We start from the raw sequence: 23,148 nt of genomic DNA, 5'->3' as shown, positions 1-23,148 counted from the left end.
CGTCTTTATCCAGCATGTAGTTCTTTCGGGATGCACTTGGCTTACTAGCCGGTGCGTCCCGCTTCTTCATATCCGCGGCGGAATGAATCTGACCAGAAGGAGGATGCACCCATGATTCGGTATTCCTTGACCAAGCTGTTCTATCTCATCCTGTCGCTGTGGGTACTGGCTACCGTCACATTTTTGCTCATGAAGGCCATTCCCGGCGATCCGTTCATGTCCGAAAAAGCGGTTCCGCCCGAAATTCGCGCCCGGCTGATGGCCCAATACGGATTGGATAAACCGCTGTATGAGCAATATTTCACCTACTTAACCAACCTGGCGAAAGGCGATTTAGGCATTTCGATGAAAATGCTGGACCGCGAAGTCAGCCAGACGATTCGCGATGCCTTCCCCTACTCCCTGAAGCTCGGCGTCGTCTCGATCATCGTCTCCGTCGTCATTGGCGTCAGCCTGGGCATGGTTGCGGCGCTGCGGCATCGCAAGCTGCTCGACTCCGCCTCGATGGTCATCGCCGTTCTCGGCGTATCGGTCCCCAGCTTCGTACTGGCCTCTTTCTTCCAATATATTTTCGGCGTGAAGCTCAAATGGCTGCATGTCGTCGGCCTGAACGGTCCGCTTGATTACATCATGCCGACCCTGGCGCTCTCCGCCCTGCCTATCGCCTTCATCGCGCGCCTGACGCGCTCCAACATGCTGGAGGTCCTGACGGCCGATTATATCAAGACGGCCAAGGCCAAAGGCTTGTCCCGCGGCGCGATCATCCGCCGGCATGTGCTGCGCAACGGCATTCTGCCCGTCGTCACCTATCTTGGGCCGCTCACGGCCAACGTCGTGACAGGTTCCTTCATCATCGAGCAAATCTTCGGAATCGGGGGGCTCGGCAAAATATTCGTCACGAGCATCAGCAACCGCGACTACTCGCTTATTATGGGCATTACCCTATTCTACGGGCTGATTCTGATGTTGGCCCGCTTCATCACCGACATCGCGTACGGGTTGATCGATCCCCGCATCACGCTTGTCTCGAGAAAGGAGAAGGCCGCATGACCATGTCCCATTCCTCCCCGGCTGAAGAACGCCCTCTCGCCCCGGACGATTTCCGGAAGGCGGACGTCAGCGAACATGCGGCGGAAGCGATCGTACAGGAAAGCGTATCCGCATGGCGCGACGCCTGGCTGCGGCTGCGAAGCAACTGGGTTGCCATGACGGGCCTCGTCTTCTTGCTGCTCATCATCGTCATGGCCATCATCGGCCCGATGCTGACGCCTTACGATTACTACTCCAATAATCTGGAGAAGACCAACCTCCCGCCTTCCGCCGAGCATTGGTTCGGCACGGACGATCTCGGCCGCGACATGTTCGCCCGCACATGGATGGGAGCCCGCATTTCCCTTACCGTCGGCTTTTCCGCCGCGGCCATCAATCTCGTCATCGGCGTTATTTACGGCGGCATCATGGGATATGTCGGCGGACGGGTCGACGAGGTGATGAACAAAATCTCCGAAGTGATCTATTCCATTCCGGATCTGCTGGTGGCGATTCTGCTCGTCGTCGTCTTCGAACCGAGCCTGGGCACGATTATTTTGGCGCTGTGCGTGACCGGCTGGATCAATATGTCCTGGATCGTGCGAGGGCAGATGATGCAGCTCAAAAATCAGGAATATGCCCTCGCCTCCCGTTCCCTGGGCTCGTCAGGCATGCGCATACTGTTCCGGCATCTCCTGCCGAACGCCATGGGCCCGATCATCGTCACCTTGACCTTGGCCGTGCCGGCAGCCATCTTCAGCGAAGCGGTGCTCAGTTTCCTCGGGCTGGGCGTGCAATCGCCGGCCGCATCATGGGGGACGATGATTAACGACGCGCTTAAGGCCATGATCATTCATCCTTGGCGTCTTGCCTTCCCTGCGCTGTTCATCAGCTTGATGATGCTGTGCTTCAATCTGTTCGGGGACGGGCTGCGCGATGCGCTCGATCCGAAGATGAAAAAATAAGGACAAGGAGGGTTTGCCCATGCAACGATTGCTCGAAGTCCAAGATCTCCGCGTCTCTTTTCACGTCCGCGGCGGCGAGGTGCAAGCGGTGCGCGGCATCGGATTCCATGTTGAGCCCGGCGAGGCCGTCGCCATCGTCGGCGAATCCGGCTGCGGCAAGAGCGTGACCGCCCAAGCCATCATGCGTCTTCTCCCCCATCCTCCCGCCCGCATTCATCAAGGAGCGATCCGGTTCCAGGGTAAAGATCTGCTGCGCATGAAGGAGCGGGAAATGCAGTCCATCCGGGGCAAAGATATCGGGATGATCTTCCAGGATCCGATGACATCGCTCAATCCCACGATGACGATCGGCCGCCAGATTACCGAGGTGCTGTCAAAGCATCAGCGCATGACCGCACAGGAAGCCAAGCGGCGGGCGATCGAGATGCTGGAGATGGTCGGGATCCCCCATCCGGCCACGCGCTTTTCCCAATATCCGCATGAGTTCTCCGGCGGCATGAGGCAGCGGGCCATGATCGCCATGGCCTTGGCCTGCCGCCCGGCACTGCTCATCGCGGACGAGCCGACAACGGCGCTGGACGTGACGATCCAGGCCCAAATTTTGCGCGTGCTCAAGCATCTGCAGCGCGAATTCGGGACATCGATCATTTTGATTACGCATGATCTTGGCATTGTGGCGGATCTGTGCGACCGCGTCATCGTCATGTATGCGGGACAAATCGTCGAGTCCGGCACGAAACGGGAAATCTTCAAGCAGCCGCAGCATCCGTATACCCGAGGCCTGCTGCGCTCCCTGCCGCGGATCGATCAGAACAAGGATGAGCCGCTCGTGCCGATTTACGGCACGCCGCCCGATCTGGCCAAGCCGCCGGCCGGCTGCCCGTTCTGGGCCCGCTGCAGCGACGCGATGCATATCTGCCAGCAGCGGCAGCCGGAATCGACCGCCATCAGCGGAACCCACAGCGCGAGCTGCTGGCTTCTGCATCCGCTGGCCCGGGAGGTGGCCAGATGAGCACAGAGCCATTGCTCCGGATCAACCGGCTGAGCAAGCATTTCCACCTTGGCCGGGGCCAGACGCTGAAGGCCGTCCATGATATCAGCTTCGCCGTCCAGAGAGGAGAGACGCTCGGGATGGTAGGCGAATCGGGATGCGGCAAATCGACGGCAGGACGGACGATCCTCCGCTTGTACGAGCCGACGCAAGGGGAGGCCTTGTACGGGGGTACGAATATTTATCGGCTCAAGCGGGGCAGCTCAAAGCGTTCCGCCGCGAGATGCAGATGATCTTCCAGGACCCGTACGCATCGTTGAATCCGCGCATGACCATCATGGACATTATCGGGGAGGCGCTGGACATTCACCGTCTCGCCGACACCCGTTCGGCGCGCAGGAAGCGGGTCGAGGAGATGCTTCATCTGGTCGGGCTCAATCCCGATCATGCTACCCGCTATCCCCATGAATTTTCGGGCGGCCAGCGCCAGCGCATCGGCATCGCCCGCGCGCTGGCGGTCGATCCGAAATTCATCATTTGCGACGAGCCGATCTCGGCGCTGGACGTATCGATACAGGCCCAGGTCGTCAATCTGCTGCAGGATCTGCAGAAGCGTCTTGGACTGACCTACCTGTTCATCGCGCATGATCTGTCCATGGTCAAACATATCAGCGATCGGGTGGCCGTCATGTACTTGGGGCAGATCGTCGAGCTGGCCGACAGCGGGACGCTGTATGCGGAGCCGCTTCACCCGTATACACGCTCGCTCATGTCCGCCATTCCCGTCCCCGATCCCGATGTCGAAGCCGGCAAAGAGCGTATCGTGCTGACCGGCGAGCTGCCGAGTCCGCTGAATCCGCCGAGCGGCTGCTCCTTCCGAACGCGATGCCCGTACGCGACCGAGACCTGCGCCGAGCGCAAGCCCGAGTTCCGGGAAGCGAAACCGGGGCATTATGTCGCCTGCCATCTGGCCTAGAGCTGCTGTGGGGACGCAGCAGAGGAAATGACAGAAAGTTGCTGGTTGGATGACTTAAATAGGACGGGATGCCGGTTCGTTTAACCTAACATTGTAGATTCTGTTCATCGCGCTGCCCCGGCTTTTTACAGACCGCCACAACCGACTGTTTCGTACTGCGCGCAGCTCACCGCGAGGTATGGCGTCGCACGATGTCGGTCATAGGAGATCATCGCAGCTTTCATCGAACGGGAATTCGGTCATCGCTAGGGATGACATTCAACTTAAACGGCCAGCGCGTACCCGTGATGTCCTGGTACGCGCTGGTTTGTTATTGACTGCTTTTTTTCTTCATCCTAACATGCCTTTTTAACATTCAATACAAGCTGTTTTAAGTTGAAGTATTTATCCGACAGGACCAGGGTTCATTACTTTAAAGAAAACCCCGGGAAAACCCTATGCTCTTTTACGGGAATGGATTTCACCAACTTTTGCTTCGTAACAATATACTCCATCTTGTCGCCCGTAGTTATCATCCCATCCTTCTCTACCGGCGGTGCCATAGTGACATGCAGGTCCAAGTAATCAATTGTTAATCCGTCCAACCAAGTCTGTATGGCTACTCTTACCTGATATTCAGGCGTTGTTTCCGGCGTGGGTCTCTTTATGGTTTTTATATCTAAAATGCGCGAAGACAAAAAAACTTGCCCCCAAAGAAAAATGTCCGCCGGAAAGCGATTTGATATCCATTTCCTTTGATGTCGTTCTTTTCAAAAGCTCTTGGTTACCCGTATCCAACCCGGCTAAAAATACTTGAACCGTATCATTGATGGATGAAACGCTAATCCCGCTCAAACGTCCGTTCTTATCAAAATTTTCATCCCATACGTTCTCAGGAAGAAGACCATAACTTTGAATGGATACGGTTTGTTTTTTGGGGTCCCAGGAGACGACAGCACCGAGTGCTTTTGAAACGAAACTTATCGGTACCATAACTCGATTGTTTACCATTCTTGGATTAACATCGGATGAAACCTTTTTGCCGTTGACATTGATTGAAATGATACCGTTGGCATAACCAACGCCAAATGCGGCTGATAACGCCAATACAGTTGCAAAAACAGCAATAATTATTTTTTTTATTCATTTTTCGCAATCCCTCCCATTATCTTCATAAACGTTAGCTCCCCTGGAAAAGTTACGAAATAAACGGCCAGCAACCTATTGGCCCCTCTTATTCGGCACTTCACATTCCTTGTTCCAGAATTGTAACAACGCGAACCCGCCTGAAAATAACGTCCCTGAAATAAGCCGTAAGCCAATCCGAAGGCATCCCTCTATCGTTATGCGTCTCGTTCGAGCCGCGAATCTCAGTATTAGGTGAATATCAAGATCCCGCCCGTCGTTATCCATCATTCTTAGAGCATCTCAAATACATAAAGCACTCCAACTATTCGTTTTTTAATATGGACTTATCTTTTTTAACGGACTATAATAACAAATACATTCTAAAAAACGAACATTAGGACGGTAAAAATGAATAATTATAAGGAAATATTCCTTGGCACTGCTTTTTCAAGCCAGTCTCCGAAAGAAATTCAAATCATGCAAAACCATCTTTTCTGCATCAATGCCGACGGGATGATTGAGCGAGTCGTAGCGCCGGAAGATGCCGACTATCAGCCCCTTCTAGATGCTTATCAAGGCAAAGACAACTTCCATTCCTTGGCCGAAGGCCAGTATTTCTTGCCTGGTTTTGTCGACCTTCACGTTCACGCACCGCAATGGGCTCAATCCGGCACCGCATTGGATATCCCGCTCTATGATTGGTTGAATACCTATACCTTCCCGCTCGAATCTAAATTCTCCGATCTGGATTTTGCGAAAAAGGTCTACGAGGATGTGGTAAGCACCCTGCTCGCCAACGGAACAACGACGGCCCTTTATTTTGCAACCGTACATAAAGAGGCAAGTTTACTGTTAGCTGAAATATGCGCTCATAAAGGCCAGCGCGGGCTTGTCGGAAAAGTGGTCATGGACGATCCTCAGCAAAATCCCGAAAGCTATCGCGACAAAGACACAACTACGGCACTCAAGGATACGGAAGAATTCATTCTGGCCGTGCAAGAATTAGCCAAATCCACGAAACAAGGCGTGTATCCGGTCGTTACGCCGAGATTCATTCCGAGCTGTACGGATGAGGCTTTACAAGGCTTGGGAGAGCTTGCGGCTAAATATGATGCATATATTCAATCCCATTGCAGCGAAAGCGACTGGGCGCACGGGTATGTAAAAGATCGGTTCCAGAAGAACGATGCCTTTGCCTTAAATGATTTTGGCCTGCTACGCGATAAATCGGTCATGGCGCATTGCAATTTCCTGGATGACGACGATGCCCGTTTGTTTGCTGACACGGGAACGGCTATTGCTCACTGTCCGATATCCAACGCGTATTTTGCCAATAGCGTCCTTCCCGTCGCTCACTTCCATTCCATAGGCGTCGAGATCGGCTTAGGCTCGGATATTTCCGGAGGTTTTTCGCCCAGCCTATTCGATAACATCAGACAAGCCGTCATCTCTTCGAGGATGCTGGAAGACGGCGTGAATGCCTCCCTTCCGGCCCAACATCGCGGCGTACCCGGGTCACGCATTACGATTGATGAAGCATTCTATCTGGCTACGGCCGGCGGCGGAGAAAGCTTAAGCTTGCCGATCGGCCGCATACAAGAAAATTATGCATGGGACGTGCAAATCATCGATACGAAATGTCCATCCGCCAAACTGCTAATTTTTAATGAAAATGAAGATTTGCACGATGTTTTCCAAAAAATCATGTACCTGGTTCGGCCTGAACATATCCGGGAAGTCTGGGTACAGGGCAATCAAGTGCATACGCGTTAAGAACACAAACTAAATTAGGGGTGCGCATCTGAGAATGAAAACACAAGCAGACAAGCAAGATCCGGCTCAAACGAAATCGCAGCACTTAACGGTCTCGCCCGATGAAAAAATTTCATTCGGCAAGTCCGCCATTCTGGGTTTACAGCATGTAGTCGCCATGGACGTTTACGTGGTTCCTTTCCTTATCGCGATGTTGATCGGTTTGCAGGCCGATCAGTCAAGCGCTTTGATTCAATCAACGTTTATCGCGGCGGGACTTGCCACGATCGTGCAAAGTTATTTCTGCATGAAGCTGCCGGTCGCCCAAGGCCCTTCGTATATTCCGCTGGGGGCCATCGTCACGATCTATATGGCTAGCGGCGGCGGGCAATCCGGTTGGAGTTCGGTGCTCGGGGCCAGCTTAATCGGTGCAGTCCTGGTGATTCTTCTGGGTTTTACGGGCATTTTCAATAAAATCGTCAAATCGTTCATCCCGCCCATTGTTGGGGGGGACGATCATCTTTATCGTAGGTCTTTCGCTATTGCCGGTTGCGATCAGAGACAATATTTATGGCGCCGCCGACGCTCCTATCAATCAGAACGTGTCCTTAGCCCTCATTTCGGGCGCCGTGCTCATTGTTTTCGCGATCCTGGGTTCTTTTGTTCCGTCATAAAGGATCGATATTCCGAATTATGTCCGTGTTGTTCGCGTTAATTGCCGGATGTTTTGCCGCAGAATTTATGGGGATTTTGGATTTCACGGCCGTAGAAAATGCCAAATGGTTTAGCATGCCTCAGCTTCCTTTTGCGGATTTCGGCTTTTCTTTTCAACTTCTCTGCAATCATTACGATGATCATCATTTATCTGGTACTGCTGGCTGAAACGACGGGTACATGGTTTGCCGTCAGCAACGTCATCGATCAACCGTTAACGGATAAAAATATCAATCGGGGGGTTATTGGGGAAGGGATTGGCTGCCTGATCGCTTCCCTGGCCGGTTCCACTCCGGTTACCGGTTATTCCACGAACGCGGGGATTATTTCCATCACGGGCATCGCGAGCCGCCGGGTCTTCCTGAGCGTAGGCGTATGGTTCGTCATCTTCGGGTGTTCAGGCAAATTAGCCGCCTTAATCTCTTCGATTCCAACCGCCGTCATCGGGGGCGTATTCGCTATCATCTGCGGCATCATCGCGATTAACGGCGTGCAAGTCATGAAAAACGTAAAAATCGGCGAAAAAAGAAATGTACATTATTGCCGTACCGATGATTCTCACCTTAGCGTTAGTGCTCATTCCTAAAGACTACTTGAACTCTTTGCCTATGTTCGTGCAATATTTGCTGGGATCGCCTATTTTAGCGGCATCCATGGCAGCGATCGTATTGAACAAAATACTGCCGAGCGGAAAATAGGTTATAAAGGAAGGCGTGGAAATCGGGGATGGCCCTCTATTAAGTCATAAAGATTCTAAGCGGAACTGCCCCAAAAGGATGCATCCATTGCAGCTTTTGGGGCAGTTCTGTTTTGTTTGGCATCTGATCCAAAGGAACTAAACCATGGAAAATTCTTGAATTGAAGGTTGAATGCAGCCAATTGCTGGATTAATATATTACAAACCGAAGTTAACTTAACACGTTTCTCTTATTAACGAACATTCGAAGGGATTGATTCGTATTCATGCCAGATCCAGATCGTTAATAGCGCTTCTTAGTTTTCTCATTTTTTATTTTATGGCCTGTGGGATATCAACTCCTGGACAAAAACAATAACGGATATAATGAAGAGGATAAAATTATTAATCACGCCAAAGCTACGGCCATCAAGCATTTAAAGGATAAGTATGAGCTGGATGTTGAAATTACAGAAGCGAAAATGCTTCCAAAATATATTGCTCACGAAGTCATTTTGGAAGGAAACGTAATTGGAAGTAAGGAACAAGATTTCGGTATTAGTGTGAATTACGAAAAAAAACGAAGCATTATATTTCAGCATGAGCCCAGAACTGGTTGCTGCGATCCGAGCTAAGGGGTATGAACCGTTTATCAAAAAAAAAATAGTTTCTGGAGGTACTTAACTTAACTACATCACCCAGGATTGATGATGAGATGTATAAGATAACGTCCAACAATTTATGAAAAAAATGGGCAATTTTATGTCTTGCCAGTATCCAATATCGATTTAGAAAAATGTTCCGGATTCGCTTGGACATCTAATCCCAACTCCCTGGCACATCTATATTCATGCTCATACTCCATATCTACAACCTTGCTATTCAAAGGATCAGAACAAAACATGATCTTCATCTGCTTATCCCCCGCTTACACAATAAACTCAACCAAACTGTATTCGCTTAATGAGTCACTAACGGACAAAGGCCGTCATGCCTACTCTGGAGCATTCCACCATCAGGTTAGCTCCAGTGCAGCGGTAGCTGATGGCCTTTTTCTATATAGTCACACACGAATCTGTCAGTTCAAAATACCACTCCAGGAAGGAGTTAAAGCTTTTCCATTGCGAATTCAATTTACCAGCAAAAAAAATCCTCCATCTGCTGGCCCAATCCTAAGCCTAACACTTCGTCTGTATTCTTATTATAAAAAAAAGCCGAACTCCCCTTCAAAGCTATCCAACGGAATATATTCTTCAGGCAGGTTTAAAACGTCATGAGTTCTCTTCATGCCTAACATATAATCCGAAGAATTGATCATAAACCAACAAATCTGATAGATTTCGCGTCGTCTATTAAAGAAAGTCGGCCCATCCTCTGCATGCAAATAAAACGCAGCAAAATCTGAACCCAAATCGATGCCTAACTTTACTAATGCGTGTTCATACTCCTCTGTAATGTCATCAAACCACCAGTTGTTGCTTTTGCAATAATTGACCACTTTTTCCGATAGCATCTCGACTGCTCCTCCGATATAAAATAAACGATCTAAATTATTCCCCTGAGTATATCACATCTCCTTTCCTTATCGTTGTTCGTACCTTGCCATAAATTGGGCTCCAACGGCATATTTGAATTTTCTATAATGTTTTTTGTAGCCGCATTAGTTCTTCGAAATTAAAGGGATAATTTAATTCCACTAATGCAAAATCCTTAAATGTATCAAGGCCCGAAAAGCCATGTGCCAACAAACATGATAATAAATATTAAAAGAAAAGCAATCCCGTTCAAAACCAAAAGAAGTATATCTTTTTTAATTAAATCTATAAAGATCGTACCAAAATCCGCACAATTTTTTAGATCGTTATACTGTGTTTCCAGGAACGCGTTTTGGAATTTAGTACCTAGAAAAAAAAACAAAATCTATGTATGGTCTTGATGCCTATCATTTTGATATTGAGAGTAAATTCTTTATAGCGAAATTTATGCTGCCTACTGAGTTCACGAATCTTCTCTACCATGCGACCCTAGTATTTGCTCCCATCTCGGATGGATATGATAGAAAACTACCACCGGCAGCTTCATAAAGTGACCAAAGGGAAGAGTATTTCCCTACCGATGAAGCCCTGCTCAAATGCTCTAACTAGCCACGATGGATGTTACCCGTAAATGGACGGGTCGTGTCAGTAACTACTTACGTTAGAAACACCAAATCCCCCTTGGGGGGATTGCTTAAAATGAGTTTACACAAAATTCTTGACAGACCCAGGATAACAGCCGCACAGAGCGTTATTTCCGGTCGCTCAAGTACAAATGCATCTTCCTTAACGAATTCGAAGACCCTCGAGCGCTGCGTAAAGGGATAGCTCGTTATGTCCAATTTTACAACCAAGAACGACCTCATGACTCTTTGAACGGGGCCAAACCCAATCATTTTTTATGCCTATTCAACTGACAAAATTGCATCCTAAATTACCAGATTAAAGACAAGGAGGATTAACTTATTCCTTAAGAAATTGTGTCTTGACAATGGGGGGCATTACAGTAAAGGGTGGTCTTCTATTTGTTTTTATCAAAAAAAGAAACCTTGAAAGACTTAAAACCAATCAAGATATAGAGCGTAAATTTACGAATGTATTTTTGAAAGAAAATCTTGAAGCATATTTTTCACTGGTAAGCTCGAAGTTTGCAATAAAATGTTATTAACACGTTGTATTATTATGGGATTATCTAATATCATTTTCTTACTATCTTGGTGTGTAAAACTTCTTAGTGTGTCAATGCATATCTCGAACAACTCAACATCATTAGTGCTCAGCAATGCTATTAAAATGTTAAGTTCATGCATATTGCACTCATTATCTAAACAATAAGCTAATTTTCTTTGCCATTCTACTGGTTTACTTAGTACTTGATTAGATAATTCATCCCAATCACTTGGACTAAATTCTGCAAGGATCTCGTTTGCAATGACACAGCCATCATCGTACCAAGAATCTACTGTTGTATCCGCAGATAATAGGTTATCTAGTTCTTTGTACATATACCTTTGCCTCCACTTAATGTTGAATTAAAAACCTGCTGGGCGAGATGCATTTACTGTTCCTGTTGGATAGCCACTGGTCACATTTTCACCAGCTTTAATTACATCAATTTCAACACCATTAACAATAGCTCTATGCCAAGTTGCCCCATCTCTTAACCTGGTAGAAATAGCCGGTGCATTACCAACATTAGTTATGCTATTTAGAATTTGTTCTTCAGTCCAAGACTCTGGAAAGAGTGTACTTGTTTTAATTTTAGAAAGATTTCCATCTAGGAATTGTGTGGTAAACCTTACTTTTCTCGTACCATCAAGGTTAATAGAGATCTCTTCAACTGCATAATTTGGATTACGGTTAGTGATTTCAGGAGAATGCCCACCAATTAAGTCATTCTTATTTGGTTTTTTGCGTTGTCCCTCCAATATCTTATCTTTCATTTCTGGACTAATAACAGTACTGTTTGTTGGTATAACTTTACCAACCTCACCAGGCCCCTCAGCCTTCTTCGGCGTTCCCCTCCATCTCCACTCGAATCATGCTTCAAACCATCATTACCTTTTCTAACTTCATATTTAACCCTTGGACTCAATAAATCTTTCGGTTTCATCAGCATGGTATTCATTTGATGGTCCAGTGAACTTATTCTCCATTCCATTTGCAAGGACTCTATACGGAACTTCTCAGCGACTTGAATCAGCGACTCGGGTGGAACCTGGATTTTGGGCATTTATATCACTCCATTATTTGCTAAGCAGATTATACCCAAATACAAATAACTGGAAAACATTCCAAGGTCCTGAATTTATTCATCATTGTCATAATTAGGAGTGTAAGATAAGTTAATGTGATTGATTAACAAGAAAAGAATGCGCGTATTTTATGTAAGATAAGCAACCAATCAGGCAAAAGCGTCATGAACTCTTCTCCAATTTCGTACGCCTCGTGATTCAAATAAAAATGGTTGATTACATGCCGAGCAACATGTGGCTACTAGGATTTTCGGAAGTAAGCCGAGTTTTTTCATGTTCATGCTGTTATCACCCACAGATGTAATGCCTACTCCGGTTCAAGCATGGGCAAAATTAAAGCCAACCCCGCTCATTTCTGTGCGAGGCTGGCTTCATTGGAATAGTTCCATAGGACCCTAATATGATGAGATAATAGCAGGGTAACTCCAACAGATCAGCCATTATCCTTCTGCTATAAGCCAAGCTCCTTGGCTATTTTTGCCCACCCAACTAATGGCTAGGTGAAGTCACTCAGTTGCCTTGAATTAATGCACCTGATCCAACAATTGATACGCTTCTTCCTTCGTTTTAACTGCCAAAAGCGCTTCTCTGAAATCATCGTCCATCAGCTTGCGGGACAACATTTGCAGCACTTTCAGATGCGCATTCTGTTTGCTATTACGAGGCACGGCAATCATGAAGATCAGTTTGGCTTCACTGCCGTCCAGACTCTTCCAGTCGACGCCATCCTGCTGGATACCAAAGACCACGCTTGGTTTCAGGACAGCATCCGATTTACCGTGAGGGATCGCAATATTCATGCCGATGCCTGTGGAGCTTTCTTGTTCCCGGGCTAAGATGGCCTGTTTAAAATCTCCGTCAGCTCTTACCGCCCCATTCCGCTCCAATATACCGATCATTTCGTCGATAACAGCATCCTGTGTCGTTCCGACCAGATTGAGGTTAATGAGATCCGGTGTTACAATATCCGTCAATTTCTCAACGCGGATAGCAGATGCCTCCGTTGCTGTAGCGTTATTCATTACGGTTGGAGCCACTTCGGCCGATTCCGCAGCCAAGGGTGCAGCCACGTCTACGGCCAACTCTTTACGTACACCGGCCGGAGTTTCTTTTGCACCTTCTCCAACAACTGCCGGAGTCACACCTGCAACATCTTTCTTGAGCAAGCTCACCATGATAATCGATACGGCTGCGCCGACCATGACAGCGAGGAAGAACATCAACACATTATCAACGGCACCGAGTACGGCTACAATGGGCCCGCCATGGGCTACACTGTCACCGACACTGCCAAACATCGCAATTACCGAACCAGCCATCGAACCGACCATGATACTTGGGATGACGCGTAGAGGATCTTGCGCCGCGAATGGAATCGCTCCTTCGGTAATCCCGAACAGTCCCATCGTAAATGTTGCTTTTCCTGCTTCTCGTTCCGCAGGTGTAAACTTCTTTTTGTTAATCATTGCTGCCAGTCCCATCGCAATCGGAGGAACGCAGATGGCAACGGCAATTTGTCCCATAATCAGATAATTTCCTTCACCGATCATGGCCGAGCCGAACAGGAACGCAACCTTATTCACGGGACCACCCATGTCAAAAGATATCATCGCGCCCAGAATAAGCGCGAGCAGAATTGAACTTGTGCCCTGCATTCCCGCGAGCCAGACGGTTAACGCTTCAAACAGATCTGCAACTGGAGCACCAATTACAAAGACGAAGATTAACCCTACAACTAGAGAAGCCAGCACCGGAATAACGATTATGGGCATAATCGGCTGCAACGACCGAGGAACCTTGATCTTTTTAATAGCAAGTGCAACATAACCCGCCAGGAAACCGGCAATAATCCCGCCGATGAATCCCGCTCCCGCTTCACTTCCATAAAAGCTGCCGTTCGCAGCAATGAACCCGCCGACCATACCTGGTGCAAGGCCCGGCCTGTCCGCAATACTCATGGCGATAAATCCGGCAAGGATCGGAACCATAAAGGTAAACGCAGCCGCGCCGATACTCTCAATCGTTTTCCAGATGGAATCTTCCGGTATCACCAGACCACCCGGCGTTTTCACGCCGCCCATCGTCAGGGCGATTGCGATAAGCAGCCCACCGATCACGATAAACGGTACCATATAGGATACGCCATTCATCAAGTGACGGTAGATCGGATTTTGTTTAGGTCTGTTCTCTCCTGTATCTTCGACTGACTTGGACTGTGCCTGATAGACTGGCACATCCCCTTTTATCATCTGTTGGATCAGCTCTTCTGGACGACGGATACCATCCTGCACACCAACGACAAGCAGTTTTTTACCGACAAACCGGTCCTTCACCACCGTTTTATCCGCTGCGATAATAATGCCATCGGCTTCACGGATATCCTGCTCCGTGAATTGATTCTCCACGCCAATAGAGCCTTGGGTCTCGATCTTCAACTCAACGCCCAGCTTCGCGCCTGCCTTCTGCAGATTCTCAGCGGCCATATACGTATGTGCGATTCCGTTAGGACATGAAGTAATCGCTAATATTTTCATGATACTTATTCTCCTTTGCTGTCATGATCCCGCTTACATTTATAGTGTACACGCTGAAAGCGCTGTTATCGGATGAACTTTTTACCGGAACTTCCGGAAAAACAGGTTTATTTCGCAATATAATATCCCCACAAAGTGGAGCCTATCTACGATGCTTATTCCAAGTACTTTGCGGTGACCCCCAAAAATATAAAAAGCAGGACGTATACCGTCCTGCTTCATCATCAAAGTTTCTAATACTAATATTACCCTTTCAACGTGTTCAACAATCGCATCACGTCCGTCTCCTTAGACAACGCACTGACCAATGCCGGCTGCTCGCTGATCCGTGACAATTCCCTGAACAGCTGCCGCATCTCTTTCCGCTCATCATGCTTAACCGCAAGCAAGAACACAAGCTCTACCTTCTCGGTTCCCCAGGTAATCGGCTGCTTCAATGTCACAACAACGATGCAGGACTGTTTAACCCGCTCCGAGCTGCCATGAGGGATGGCAATGCCTCCCCCAATCGTCGTAGCAGACATATTCTCACGATCCAGCACACTTTTCGTATACCCTTCCTCGACATACCCTTTGTCCTCCAGCAGTTGCGCAAACTTGGCGATTAACTGTTCTGGACGTTTTACCTCCTGCTGAGGAAAGACGAGAAAAGGTGTCGTATATTTCAAAAAGACCGATTCCTCGGCCGCCCTGCTGTCCGGCTCATCAAGCCGCCGGATCGCTTGCTCCAGCTTGCGCTCGTCATTGGCCTCTAGCAGTGGGGAAACGAGGATGTAAGGTGATTTTAGCTCGGGCAGATCAACGGTCGTAATGACAAGATCCACCTCATGAGTTGCCAGATAATCCTGCACTTCCGCTCTCGACATCGTTGTCTCCACATGCACGGACGGGAATCTCCGTTCCACCTTCGCGAGAAGCAATTGGGACATCCCAACGCCCATGTGACACACAATAATGACCTTCTGAGGGTGGCTTTCGTTCTGGTGAAGCCGTTCCACAGACGCCTGAAAGTGCAGCGTCAAATATGCGGCTTCCTCTTCGGGAAAGTGCAGATGGAGCGCTCCCCCTACCTCTTCCAGCGCCATGATGACCCGATCGAACATATAGGGATACATCTTTTTGATCTCAGCCAGCATCGGATTGGACACAGCCAGACCATAATGGAGACGGTTCATGGTCGTGTACAAATGCACTTTCAACCCGTCCAATAATACTTGGTCCTTGGAAAAAGGGATCATATTCAGCTCCGACATCCGTCGAATCAGTTGTTCAACCAATTGTGGCAACAGGGGGTGGCTGTCTGCCAGATCGCTCCGCCGGGCGCCTCCGTCCTCCTGCGTGTATCGGAACTTCCCGCCAAGCAGGTGCAGGGTTAGATAAGCGGTTTCTTCCTTGGAAAAAGGGACGGCGAACAGTTTTTGCAGCTGCCTTAAAAATGCCGTAGCCCATGCAAATTCCGCCTTGTTCTCCAAAAAGGCAATGTCCTGTCCAGAGAGCGAAATCGGCTGTCCCAGCTTGGTCCGTTTGACCATGAGCAGAATATGCAGCATCAGGCTTTCAAAGGTTTCATCGGTGAAGCGGAGCTGATGCTGCTTTTGCAACGCCTTCAACTCATTGTATACGGTTGCAATCTCGTGCGGTTCATACTGGTTACGCATCAACTGTCCCGTCAACTCCGGACGGTTGATCAACTGGTTCAACCGCGCCAGCGCCATCCGTTTGTTCTTCTCCGAGCCCTCGATCATTAAACCAACGCGCTGCTTAGTGATTAAGCTCAGATCAAAGCTGCTCAGCCAGTCCTCAATCTTCTCCATATCCCGACGGATAATCGTCTTGTTCACATAAAACCGTGAAGCGAGGTTCTGTATGGTTACGGGTTTCGCGTTCATCAAGAGCCGATAGGCCAGGTGCAGCACCCTTTCCTCATCGGATTCATCCTCGTTGGTACTCTCGTTGGAATACAAGCGATGGAATAAATCAGCCTGATCCGCTTCCCCGATCTCCAGATAGACGCCAAGTCCCGGCCTTTTCACCAGCTGGCCACTGGAGTGCTTAACTATATATTCTTCAATCACCTTCAGATCGTTTCGGATCGTTTTTTCCGAGCACTCGGTCTGATCCGCCAGATCCTGAACGAGCCACAGCCGGTTCGGTTCCATTAATAATTTACGAACAATCTCTTTTTGCCTATTATTCATTCCGATCTCCTATTCAACTTATTTGGAGAGCTCACTAACGTGGAGCAGGTACCAGGTACATTGTCCTACGTATATCATATCCGTGTCTCTAATCCATGGCAATCTGATCTGGTATGTTACTCGAAATTAATAGTTTGAAATGGATCGAAAGAATGGCATGTCGACGGAAAAGCTGAGCATATATCGTAATTTAGTCTGATTACTTATTCGGTATGCCTTTTTTTACATTCAGGGCTCTTTTTATGTCCAAAAACATGTAAATGAGGTTAGAGAATTAATGTATGCAATTAACTTGTATAATAATCGATAAGCACATTAGCGCAGGAGTTTATAGTCCGGCAATTTAATATCCCTCCACAAATCTCCAGTACCTCTTCACTAAAACCCACTTACAAATAACTTATATAAGCTATTGACCGATGGTGTTTCATGCATTAAATTACTTATATAAGTCATTTTCCTTGGTATGGAACATGGATCTGGAGGTGATATCACTGGTACCTACAGACATCAGCACGGAACTATTACGTTACATAAAGAAAGAAGCATTAAGCATTTCCTCTTTTGCAAATAAATCGGGGATTAATTCGGGAACTCTCAGTCGATTCATCAACAGGCAGCAGCCACTGTCTCTTTCAAATCTTGATGTAATAACAAGGGCCATGAATTTAGAAGAAGGATATTTTTATTCTTTATATGTAAATGAATCATCGCCTAACTGGAGACGACTAGGCCCGTTTATCATGCGATGCGCTGAGTTAGGAAAGCTCGACTGCATCGTTCAGGCTATTGATATGATGATGGATAATCCGGCTTATTCCCCTCTGCTCTTTGACAGTGCAGAAGAGTTATATCACAAAGGAAACAAAGAAGCAGCCCTTATTATTTACAAGAAGGTTGCAGAAGGTGAAAAATATCAGCACTCCGAGCGGTTAAGTTTGTGCCATTATAGGATATTTACATGCTCCTTAAACTCGGATCAGGAAAATAATCTGGATTGCGCCATACAGTTTGAATCTTATATTCAGCGAGTACCCGAAGCCGTACAATTAGATGCTTTAAAGGATCTGACCAACACGTTATTGTCCTTACGTAAGTGGAATAAGGCAAAAACTTATGCCCAAGAAATGGGACGCATCGCCAGAATGCTGTATGCCCAGAAGCATGACCAAAACAGGTCGAACAGGAAACATACGCAGCCAGCCAAGCCATTGTTCGGTTACATTTTATACTCCGACTTGCTGTTAGGCTCCATAGCTGCCGATAACGACGATTACGATCAAGCCCAGTATTATTTATCCCGCTACGAGGATCAAAGCTGGATTATCGAAACGGATGAAAGGGCTGAAGAAACCAAAGCGCAGTTTCGCGATTGGGCCAAAGGCAACCGTTTACTGTATCAACTCATGAAAGGAAATACAGACGTGCTTGAACCGTACGTCGAGTATATTTCTTCCCGCGAGAACGAAATCCTAAGAGCCTTATTCAAAATCATTCAAGCGGCTAAGATCCATCATTTTGAGATTGATACATATCTCGAAAGGTTTGAGGGTTTGATCAGGGAACATCTTCATCGAGGGGGAACAGTCGGAAGTTATCCCGGACACCTTATAGATGACCGCTTCGCCAATTTCCTGACCGATATCGGAGAATATTATTTACGGAGGAATAACATACTCAAAGGAATCCAATATATATTGGACGGTTTGGAAGTTTCATATCGCATCAATAGTTCTGCTAACATCGTAAGATGCTGCACGACGATTGAGCATTTTCGACATAAGTTTAGTCATTCAGTTCTCCAAAAATATGCTGCAATAATGAAGGAGGTTTATTATCGCTATGAAAAAAAAAGTTAGTGATACTATCATTCATCCTTAGCTTCGTAGGAGTCCTTGTGTTGCCGGGTAGCCTAACTGCAGCGGATCCATCAAAACCGATTCCTCCTATCCCGATGTCCACCACAAACAGTCATGGTCAAGGTGGCTGGTAGTTCAATTCGTTTGCCTGTTCCCTTATGCTTCTGCGACAGATCGTGCATCACGCCTTGATATTTTTGAGGTATGTGGTTACTCATCTGCTTAGCCCTCCAGTTCTGCAAGCTGAGCGACTTTTTTCAGCTATCTGCCTTGTTTGTTTCAGACGCTCTTCTGCATCCTGAACTATTTTTACCGCTGCTGCCTTTGCATCTTCAAGTTCTTGCTCCTGCCGTACTAGAACTGTCTGGTTATACTGCACAAGCTGCCTGCAATCTGATGCTTCTTGCTCTATCTGTCTATGAGTTCTAGTTCTAGCTTAACTGGTTATGAACACAAGGGAAGCACTCTCGGCACTCCTGATTTCCCTATTTTCATTAAAGGTAATTTCTATTTCCAAGCTGATATAGACGCTTCAAGTCCAGTGAAAAAAATCGCTATATCTTATGTTCACGATACCTCTTCAGGTGGCAGTTATAGCTATGGAATTGGATTCGGTCCTGCTAGCATTTCTGTCACACCGAATTCTTCCAATGTGGGCTATAATACAAATGTTTATACTTTGAGTTACTGATAAAGACTTATGAACATTGACCATTCAATTGAGTGGTCAATGTTTTACTAATTGGGAGTGAATATTATGAAACGAAGTTCTGTAATCCTGATGTCCATAATCTTGTTCCTGTTGATTATACTTACTCCTATAATTGTATCTTCTGTACAAGAAAAGCAATATTATAAGAATAATATTGTTTCCTATACTGGATTCGCTGATATTACCATTCTGGATAAATACGTTGAAAAAGAAAAAAAACTATATTAAACTCACATTAGATAGCGAATACTATATTGACAGGTATAATATTAAAGATAATGTTCGAGTTTATGAGGTGCCCAACAAAGAATTATTCGATAGCATCGACCCGAACAAATCTAAGGATTATATCGGAATTACTATTCAAGCTACTGTAAGTATGAATGATATTATTGAGGAAGAATTCAATTGGTTAAGATCAGATCCCTTTGCTATTATTGCGAAGGAAGAATATAGCAAATTTATAAAAGTAGTTAGTGTAAGTAAATAAACAAGTGTAACTCTTCAATAGCGAGTACCCGTATACTGACATTTTAAAAAGTGTTTGGTTGTGGGTGCTTTTTTTAATTGCAGCCGTTCATTTGACAGTTTGGATTGTCAACAGTAAATCAGACATAGACATCCTCTTTTCTTATTTTATTCTGATGGTTTAGCTGGTACTATATGAGCACCATCTTTTCCATAATGTATATCTCTATGAGTCTCTATATTGTCCTGTCACAGGGTCATAGTATTTTCCTATTGGTTCACCAAAGTCCACTCTCTCTTTTTTGGTGACAGTGGTTCCTTTTCCTGCAAACTTATCAAGCAATTCTTGTGCAGTTTTATTATCGCCATAGAAAATGCTCTTGTTTTGTCCATTTGCTATTTCTTGTTTGTAATTTGGAGTATTAGGAATATGCTTTTCTTGAGCCTGTATTCCCGTGTAGATCGGTCTTATATCAGTGAGCAGGGGTACGGCGAAAAAAGCACCCTCTCTGCTAACGATTACCGCATTAGAAAGGGCGCTTCATGTTAAGCCTTCGGCTAATTGAGGATTATGAGAGGGAGATGAAACTAAATACCTAGGAGGGCCCTCCCTCGGACTTTTTCAACTAAAGATTAGGAAAGTATCTTCTGAATCTCCTTCATCAGATATGTATAAGACATCGCTCTTGGATAATAGGCGCTTTTCTTTCAATCATGGTATAATTAACCATAACAACAGAATGGCTAGTATGGGCGGTCGGCTAGTCTCCCTGAAGGGAGGTGATGCCTAGTGGAGGTTAAGGATGCTCTGACATTAATGATCCAATTCGGTTCGCTGCTTGTGACGCTGATCGGGTTGGTCGTAACGATTGTCTTAGCATTGAACCAAAACAAAAAGAAATAGGCCGCCCTAGGCAAGGGTGACGACCTATTTCTGAACCTTGTACAGCCTACCGCCCTTAAAAGCGGCTGTTGTTAGGAGTGAGGATGTTCCAGCATCTTCGCTCCTCTTTATTATATACATATTGTACCATATTATTACCCAGTTTTGTAAACACAGAAAAATCTCCAAGATATTCAAAAGACGAGTGAGCACCAATGATAGCCTGGAAGAATCCTAGTAGACTCCCATGTGCTGAACTTGATGTCCATCTCCCCCTATCCCTTCGTTCTAACCCCAGACATAGCACATCTTTGTTCCCTCAGATCAATCCCGATGACCATGTAGGCAGCCTTGTTTACAATGGCCCCGTCCTGCTTTACTTTGAAGTGAATCGCATCCATGTACACAACAGCGTACACTCCTTGGAGAGGACGATTCTGCCATTCCTTAATGAGTGGTACGATTTTGTTCGTGACGTTGGAAATGAGCGTGGGCGAGACTTCGATGCCGTACAGGTTCTGGGGATGGTCCTGAACCTCCCTTGTGCTGACACCTTTGGCGTAAAGGGCGATGATCTGGTCTTCAATGCCTGTCACGTTCTTCTGATGCTTCTGTACCACCAGGGGCTCAACTCACCAACCGATCCCGGGGACCGCTATTTCCTGCTCTCCGTATTTGCTGACCACCGTCTTTTTGCTCTTGCCATTCCGGCTATTGGCGTCACCTTGGCTTTAACTTCATGCTTCTCATAACCTAGATGCGTATCGAGTTCTGTCTCGAGCATCTCCTGAATTGTCTCTGCAAACAGCTCTTTCAAAGCGTTCTGCGCGTCCTGTGCTGTTACCAGCTTATTCTCCTTAATAAAGGCTCGCAATTGCTCTTTTGTCCAAAGTCCCATGTGCTCTCCCAACATTTCCATTACTTTCCATATAGATTTGGGAGTTTACACAGACTATTTTACAGACTCGTCACTCTTAACTGTTAAAATAGTCACTTACGATTTTTATCTAGTTTTTCATTTCCCTTTTCATTTTCAGATAAGTATTCGATAAAAAAAGTTATTAACATAATCATTTTTAAATTCACTCAAATACAAAAATGCTGTTTCTACATTTTGATTAAACATACGTTTATTCATTTCCCTATGTGATAACCTAATAACCTCTTCAATAAAGTTACTATCCTTTGTTTCTAACAATAACTCAAATATAATGTCTAGTTCATCTTGATTATCTCCCTTTATTATTTCACATATTTCTTCTCTGCTCATTTCTAATTTGTATATATCTTTCTTTGCACTCCTAAAATCATCTACTGAAGTACCTGCTTCATCATATAGCATTGACCAAAACTTGTCATAACTAATAAATTTATGAGTAAACCTATACTTATTTTCTGATATTTCTTTTTCAAAATAATTAGGATTTTTATCTGAACTGATTTCAAAATACTTTGCATCATACGGAATTACACTTCCGTAATCATTTTGAATTTTAAACATAATATACAGTCTTTCATAAGCATCTGCTATGAACTCACCTTCATAAACTGTATATATTTTATTTATAGTTAAATTAGGCTTATTGCTATTTTCTATACACTTTACTCGCATTATCTCACCTCATTTTCGTAGGAATGAAATTTTCATCTAGATCTATAATCCAAAATAAATCTTTTGTATCTGTCCTAAAGTCTTTTGGGTTTTGGTACTTTTAGTTTACTATCAAATGAACTTATTTCACCAGTCTTAACATTCTGATAATAATGAATTTTTCCCTCGCCAAACTCTGTACTATATGAATATTTTTGACTCCATTTTCCACCAGTCATTTATATCTGAACCATTCTTCGTCAATATGTTTTATAGCCTTTTGATCCCAAAACTCTGCTCCATTAATAATTTTTTTCTGAATTACTAATAATATCATCTTTCATCAATGTTTTTTTTATATTCCCGATATGCATATGAATCATTAGGAACTGTATCATATACTTTAGCATCTCCGACCCCATCAGCCTTCGGCGTTCCCCCCTCCATCTCCACCATGCTTCAATCCATCATTACCTCTTCTAACTTCATACTTAACCCTTGGACTCAATAAATCTTTCGGTTTCATAAGAGGTACTGTTGCACCCGTAGCAATTCCTGCTGCTCCAATAATACTAGCAACATGTTCTGTAGACCATGCATTTGTAGGAAAAATGGCTTCTCTAAAAGTTCCATGTACTCCAAAAGTCATACCATTGGCGAAGTCATTCGGGGAATCAAATAGCTTATCAGCTCTTTCCACATAACCTTGGTAAGCACCTTTAGGTATACCAGCTGTCCAGTAATCCAAAAAGCTCCACACCGAAGAATACCGTTTATCATATCTCTCATTAGAAGCAGCCATTATTCCGTTTCCTAATTCTTTCAAGCTACCCCAGGCCTCTTCAAGCCAAGTCTTGGGCTCCTCTTTGCTGCCTACCAGTGCAAGAGGTAATAGCTCTTCAT

Annotated in this window: 16 protein-coding genes and 6 pseudogenes; 12 read left to right on the top strand and 10 right to left on the bottom strand. The window is 45.9% G+C overall.

The features are described from left to right. The first annotated feature begins 111 nt into the window (after positions 1 to 111). The 4 genes and pseudogenes from XI25_RS07785 to XI25_RS07770 all read left to right on the top strand — a co-directional run bounded on the left by XI25_RS07785 (position 112) and on the right by XI25_RS07770 (position 3,961). Positions 112 to 1,050, top strand: coding sequence for an ABC transporter permease (locus tag XI25_RS07785; RefSeq protein WP_046678099.1), 939 nt, complete (start codon positions 112 to 114; stop codon positions 1,048 to 1,050). Continuing rightward, positions 1,047 to 1,994, top strand: a complete 948-nt coding sequence (locus XI25_RS07780) for an ABC transporter permease (RefSeq protein ID WP_152669086.1) — start codon at positions 1,047 to 1,049, stop codon at positions 1,992 to 1,994. Before XI25_RS07785 ends, XI25_RS07780 begins: the two co-directional genes overlap by 4 nt. A 19-nt stretch (positions 1,995 to 2,013) precedes the next feature. Continuing rightward, positions 2,014 to 3,006: an ABC transporter ATP-binding protein gene (locus XI25_RS07775; protein WP_046678098.1), complete on the top strand. Its 993-nt coding sequence runs from the start codon at positions 2,014 to 2,016 to the stop codon at positions 3,004 to 3,006. Next, a pseudogene (locus XI25_RS07770) lies at positions 3,003 to 3,961 on the top strand (ABC transporter ATP-binding protein). Before XI25_RS07775 ends, XI25_RS07770 begins: the two are co-directional and overlap by 4 nt. Before the next feature lie 615 nt (positions 3,962 to 4,576). On the opposite strand, the gene XI25_RS07765 reads toward XI25_RS07770, so the two are convergent. Then, positions 4,577 to 5,047 carry a copper amine oxidase N-terminal domain-containing protein gene (locus tag XI25_RS07765; protein WP_160308891.1) on the bottom strand — a complete coding sequence of 157 codons (471 nt, stop codon included), beginning with the start codon at positions 5,045 to 5,047 and terminating at the stop codon, positions 4,577 to 4,579. Positions 5,048 to 5,476: 429 nt separating this feature from the next. Between XI25_RS07765 and guaD the strand changes: the two genes are divergently transcribed. From guaD to XI25_RS07750, 3 genes and pseudogenes are all read left to right on the top strand, one after another. Beyond that, a complete protein-coding gene (gene guaD, locus XI25_RS07760) occupies positions 5,477 to 6,841 on the top strand; it encodes a guanine deaminase (RefSeq protein ID WP_046678096.1) in 1,365 nt (454 codons plus the stop codon). A gap of 34 nt (positions 6,842 to 6,875) precedes the next feature. Continuing rightward, positions 6,876 to 8,232, top strand: a pseudogene (locus tag XI25_RS36775) (uracil-xanthine permease family protein). Between the two features lie 325 nt (positions 8,233 to 8,557). Then, positions 8,558 to 8,845, top strand: a complete 288-nt coding sequence (locus XI25_RS07750; RefSeq protein WP_052759502.1) for a hypothetical protein — start codon at positions 8,558 to 8,560, stop codon at positions 8,843 to 8,845. A gap of 566 nt (positions 8,846 to 9,411) precedes the next feature. On the opposite strand, the gene XI25_RS07745 is transcribed toward XI25_RS07750, so the two are convergent. Beyond that, positions 9,412 to 9,723, bottom strand: coding sequence for a hypothetical protein (locus XI25_RS07745; protein ID WP_235439734.1), 312 nt, complete (start codon positions 9,721 to 9,723; stop codon positions 9,412 to 9,414). 536 nt (positions 9,724 to 10,259) lie between these two features. Here XI25_RS07745 and XI25_RS36770 point away from each other — a divergent pair. Together XI25_RS36770 and XI25_RS31980 are read left to right on the top strand one after the other, a co-directional pair. Then, positions 10,260 to 10,410 (top strand): annotated as a pseudogene (locus tag XI25_RS36770) (IS256 family transposase); the annotation flags it as partial. Between the two features lie 75 nt (positions 10,411 to 10,485). Next, positions 10,486 to 10,662, top strand: a pseudogene (locus XI25_RS31980) (integrase core domain-containing protein); the annotation flags it as partial. A 171-nt stretch (positions 10,663 to 10,833) separates the two neighbouring features. Here the strand turns inward: XI25_RS31980 and XI25_RS07730 are convergent. The 4 genes from XI25_RS07730 to XI25_RS07715 all read right to left on the bottom strand — a co-directional run bounded on the left by XI25_RS07730 (position 10,834) and on the right by XI25_RS07715 (position 16,732). Beyond that, the gene (locus XI25_RS07730; protein ID WP_046678093.1) at positions 10,834 to 11,250 is read right to left on the bottom strand and encodes a hypothetical protein; all 417 of its coding nucleotides are present in this window, start codon (positions 11,248 to 11,250) and stop codon (positions 10,834 to 10,836) included. A gap of 27 nt (positions 11,251 to 11,277) precedes the next feature. Next, positions 11,278 to 11,688, bottom strand: a complete 411-nt coding sequence (locus tag XI25_RS31975) for an EndoU domain-containing protein (protein ID WP_082112262.1) — start codon at positions 11,686 to 11,688, stop codon at positions 11,278 to 11,280. Positions 11,689 to 12,524: 836 nt separating this feature from the next. Then, on the bottom strand, positions 12,525 to 14,534 hold the full coding sequence (locus tag XI25_RS07720) for a fructose-specific PTS transporter subunit EIIC (RefSeq protein WP_046678091.1): 2,010 nt from the start codon (positions 14,532 to 14,534) through the stop codon (positions 12,525 to 12,527). 245 nt (positions 14,535 to 14,779) lie between these two features. Then, a complete protein-coding gene (locus XI25_RS07715) occupies positions 14,780 to 16,732 on the bottom strand; it encodes a BglG family transcription antiterminator (protein ID WP_046678090.1) in 1,953 nt (650 codons plus the stop codon). A 473-nt stretch (positions 16,733 to 17,205) separates the two neighbouring features. On the opposite strand from XI25_RS07715, the gene XI25_RS07710 reads away from it, so the two are divergent. Next, the gene (locus XI25_RS07710) at positions 17,206 to 18,591 is read left to right on the top strand and encodes an XRE family transcriptional regulator (RefSeq protein WP_235439732.1); all 1,386 of its coding nucleotides are present in this window, start codon (positions 17,206 to 17,208) and stop codon (positions 18,589 to 18,591) included. Positions 18,592 to 19,505: 914 nt separating this feature from the next. Continuing rightward, positions 19,506 to 19,793: a hypothetical protein gene (locus tag XI25_RS07700; protein ID WP_046678088.1), complete on the top strand. Its 288-nt coding sequence runs from the start codon at positions 19,506 to 19,508 to the stop codon at positions 19,791 to 19,793. Positions 19,794 to 19,939: 146 nt separating this feature from the next. On the opposite strand, the pseudogene XI25_RS31970 reads toward XI25_RS07700, so the two are convergent. Next, a pseudogene (locus XI25_RS31970) lies at positions 19,940 to 20,219 on the bottom strand (polymorphic toxin type 50 domain-containing protein); the annotation flags it as partial. A 342-nt stretch (positions 20,220 to 20,561) separates the two neighbouring features. Here XI25_RS31970 and XI25_RS34300 point away from each other — a divergent pair. Further along, positions 20,562 to 20,675 (top strand): putative holin-like toxin, encoded by a 114-nt coding sequence (locus XI25_RS34300; protein ID WP_235439731.1) that lies wholly within the window; start codon positions 20,562 to 20,564, stop codon positions 20,673 to 20,675. A gap of 238 nt (positions 20,676 to 20,913) precedes the next feature. Here the strand turns inward: XI25_RS34300 and XI25_RS07695 are convergent. The 3 genes and pseudogenes from XI25_RS07695 to XI25_RS31140 all read right to left on the bottom strand — a co-directional run. After that, positions 20,914 to 21,552 (bottom strand): annotated as a pseudogene (locus tag XI25_RS07695) (IS256 family transposase); the annotation flags it as partial. Between the two features lie 135 nt (positions 21,553 to 21,687). After that, complete coding sequence (locus XI25_RS07690; protein WP_046678087.1) at positions 21,688 to 22,266, bottom strand: hypothetical protein; 579 nt, start codon at positions 22,264 to 22,266, stop codon at positions 21,688 to 21,690. Between the two features lie 400 nt (positions 22,267 to 22,666). Further along, positions 22,667 to 23,071 (bottom strand): hypothetical protein, encoded by a 405-nt coding sequence (locus XI25_RS31140; RefSeq protein WP_152669085.1) that lies wholly within the window; start codon positions 23,069 to 23,071, stop codon positions 22,667 to 22,669. Positions 23,072 to 23,148 lie beyond the last annotated feature (77 nt).

It is taken from the genome of Paenibacillus sp. DMB20 (genome assembly GCF_000987955.1).
Classification (GTDB): domain Bacteria; phylum Bacillota; class Bacilli; order Paenibacillales; family Paenibacillaceae; genus Paenibacillus_AQ.
This window is presented reverse-complemented; position numbering and strand designations above follow the sequence as displayed.

Bases quoted from the DNA above. Each gene is read 5' to 3' on its own strand.
- XI25_RS07730 (WP_046678093.1), bottom strand. From the start codon at position 11,250: ATGTACAAAGAACTAGATAACCTATTATCTGCGGATACAACAGTAGAT.
- XI25_RS07775 (WP_046678098.1), top strand. From the start codon at position 2,014: ATGCAACGATTGCTCGAAGTCCAAGATCTCCGCGTCTCTTTTCACGTC.
- XI25_RS07780 (WP_152669086.1), top strand. From the start codon at position 1,047: ATGACCATGTCCCATTCCTCCCCGGCTGAAGAACGCCCTCTCGCCCCG.
- XI25_RS07745 (WP_235439734.1), bottom strand. From the start codon at position 9,723: ATGCTATCGGAAAAAGTGGTCAATTATTGCAAAAGCAACAACTGGTGG.
- XI25_RS07720 (WP_046678091.1), bottom strand. From the start codon at position 14,534: ATGAAAATATTAGCGATTACTTCATGTCCTAACGGAATCGCACATACG.
- XI25_RS07710 (WP_235439732.1), top strand. From the start codon at position 17,206: ATGGATCTGGAGGTGATATCACTGGTACCTACAGACATCAGCACGGAA.
- XI25_RS07690 (WP_046678087.1), bottom strand. From the start codon at position 22,266: ATGCGAGTAAAGTGTATAGAAAATAGCAATAAGCCTAATTTAACTATA.
- XI25_RS07785 (WP_046678099.1), top strand. From the start codon at position 112: ATGATTCGGTATTCCTTGACCAAGCTGTTCTATCTCATCCTGTCGCTG.
- XI25_RS07715 (WP_046678090.1), bottom strand. From the start codon at position 16,732: ATGAATAATAGGCAAAAAGAGATTGTTCGTAAATTATTAATGGAACCG.
- guaD (WP_046678096.1), top strand. From the start codon at position 5,477: ATGAATAATTATAAGGAAATATTCCTTGGCACTGCTTTTTCAAGCCAG.
- XI25_RS31975 (WP_082112262.1), bottom strand. From the start codon at position 11,688: ATGAAAGATAAGATATTGGAGGGACAACGCAAAAAACCAAATAAGAAT.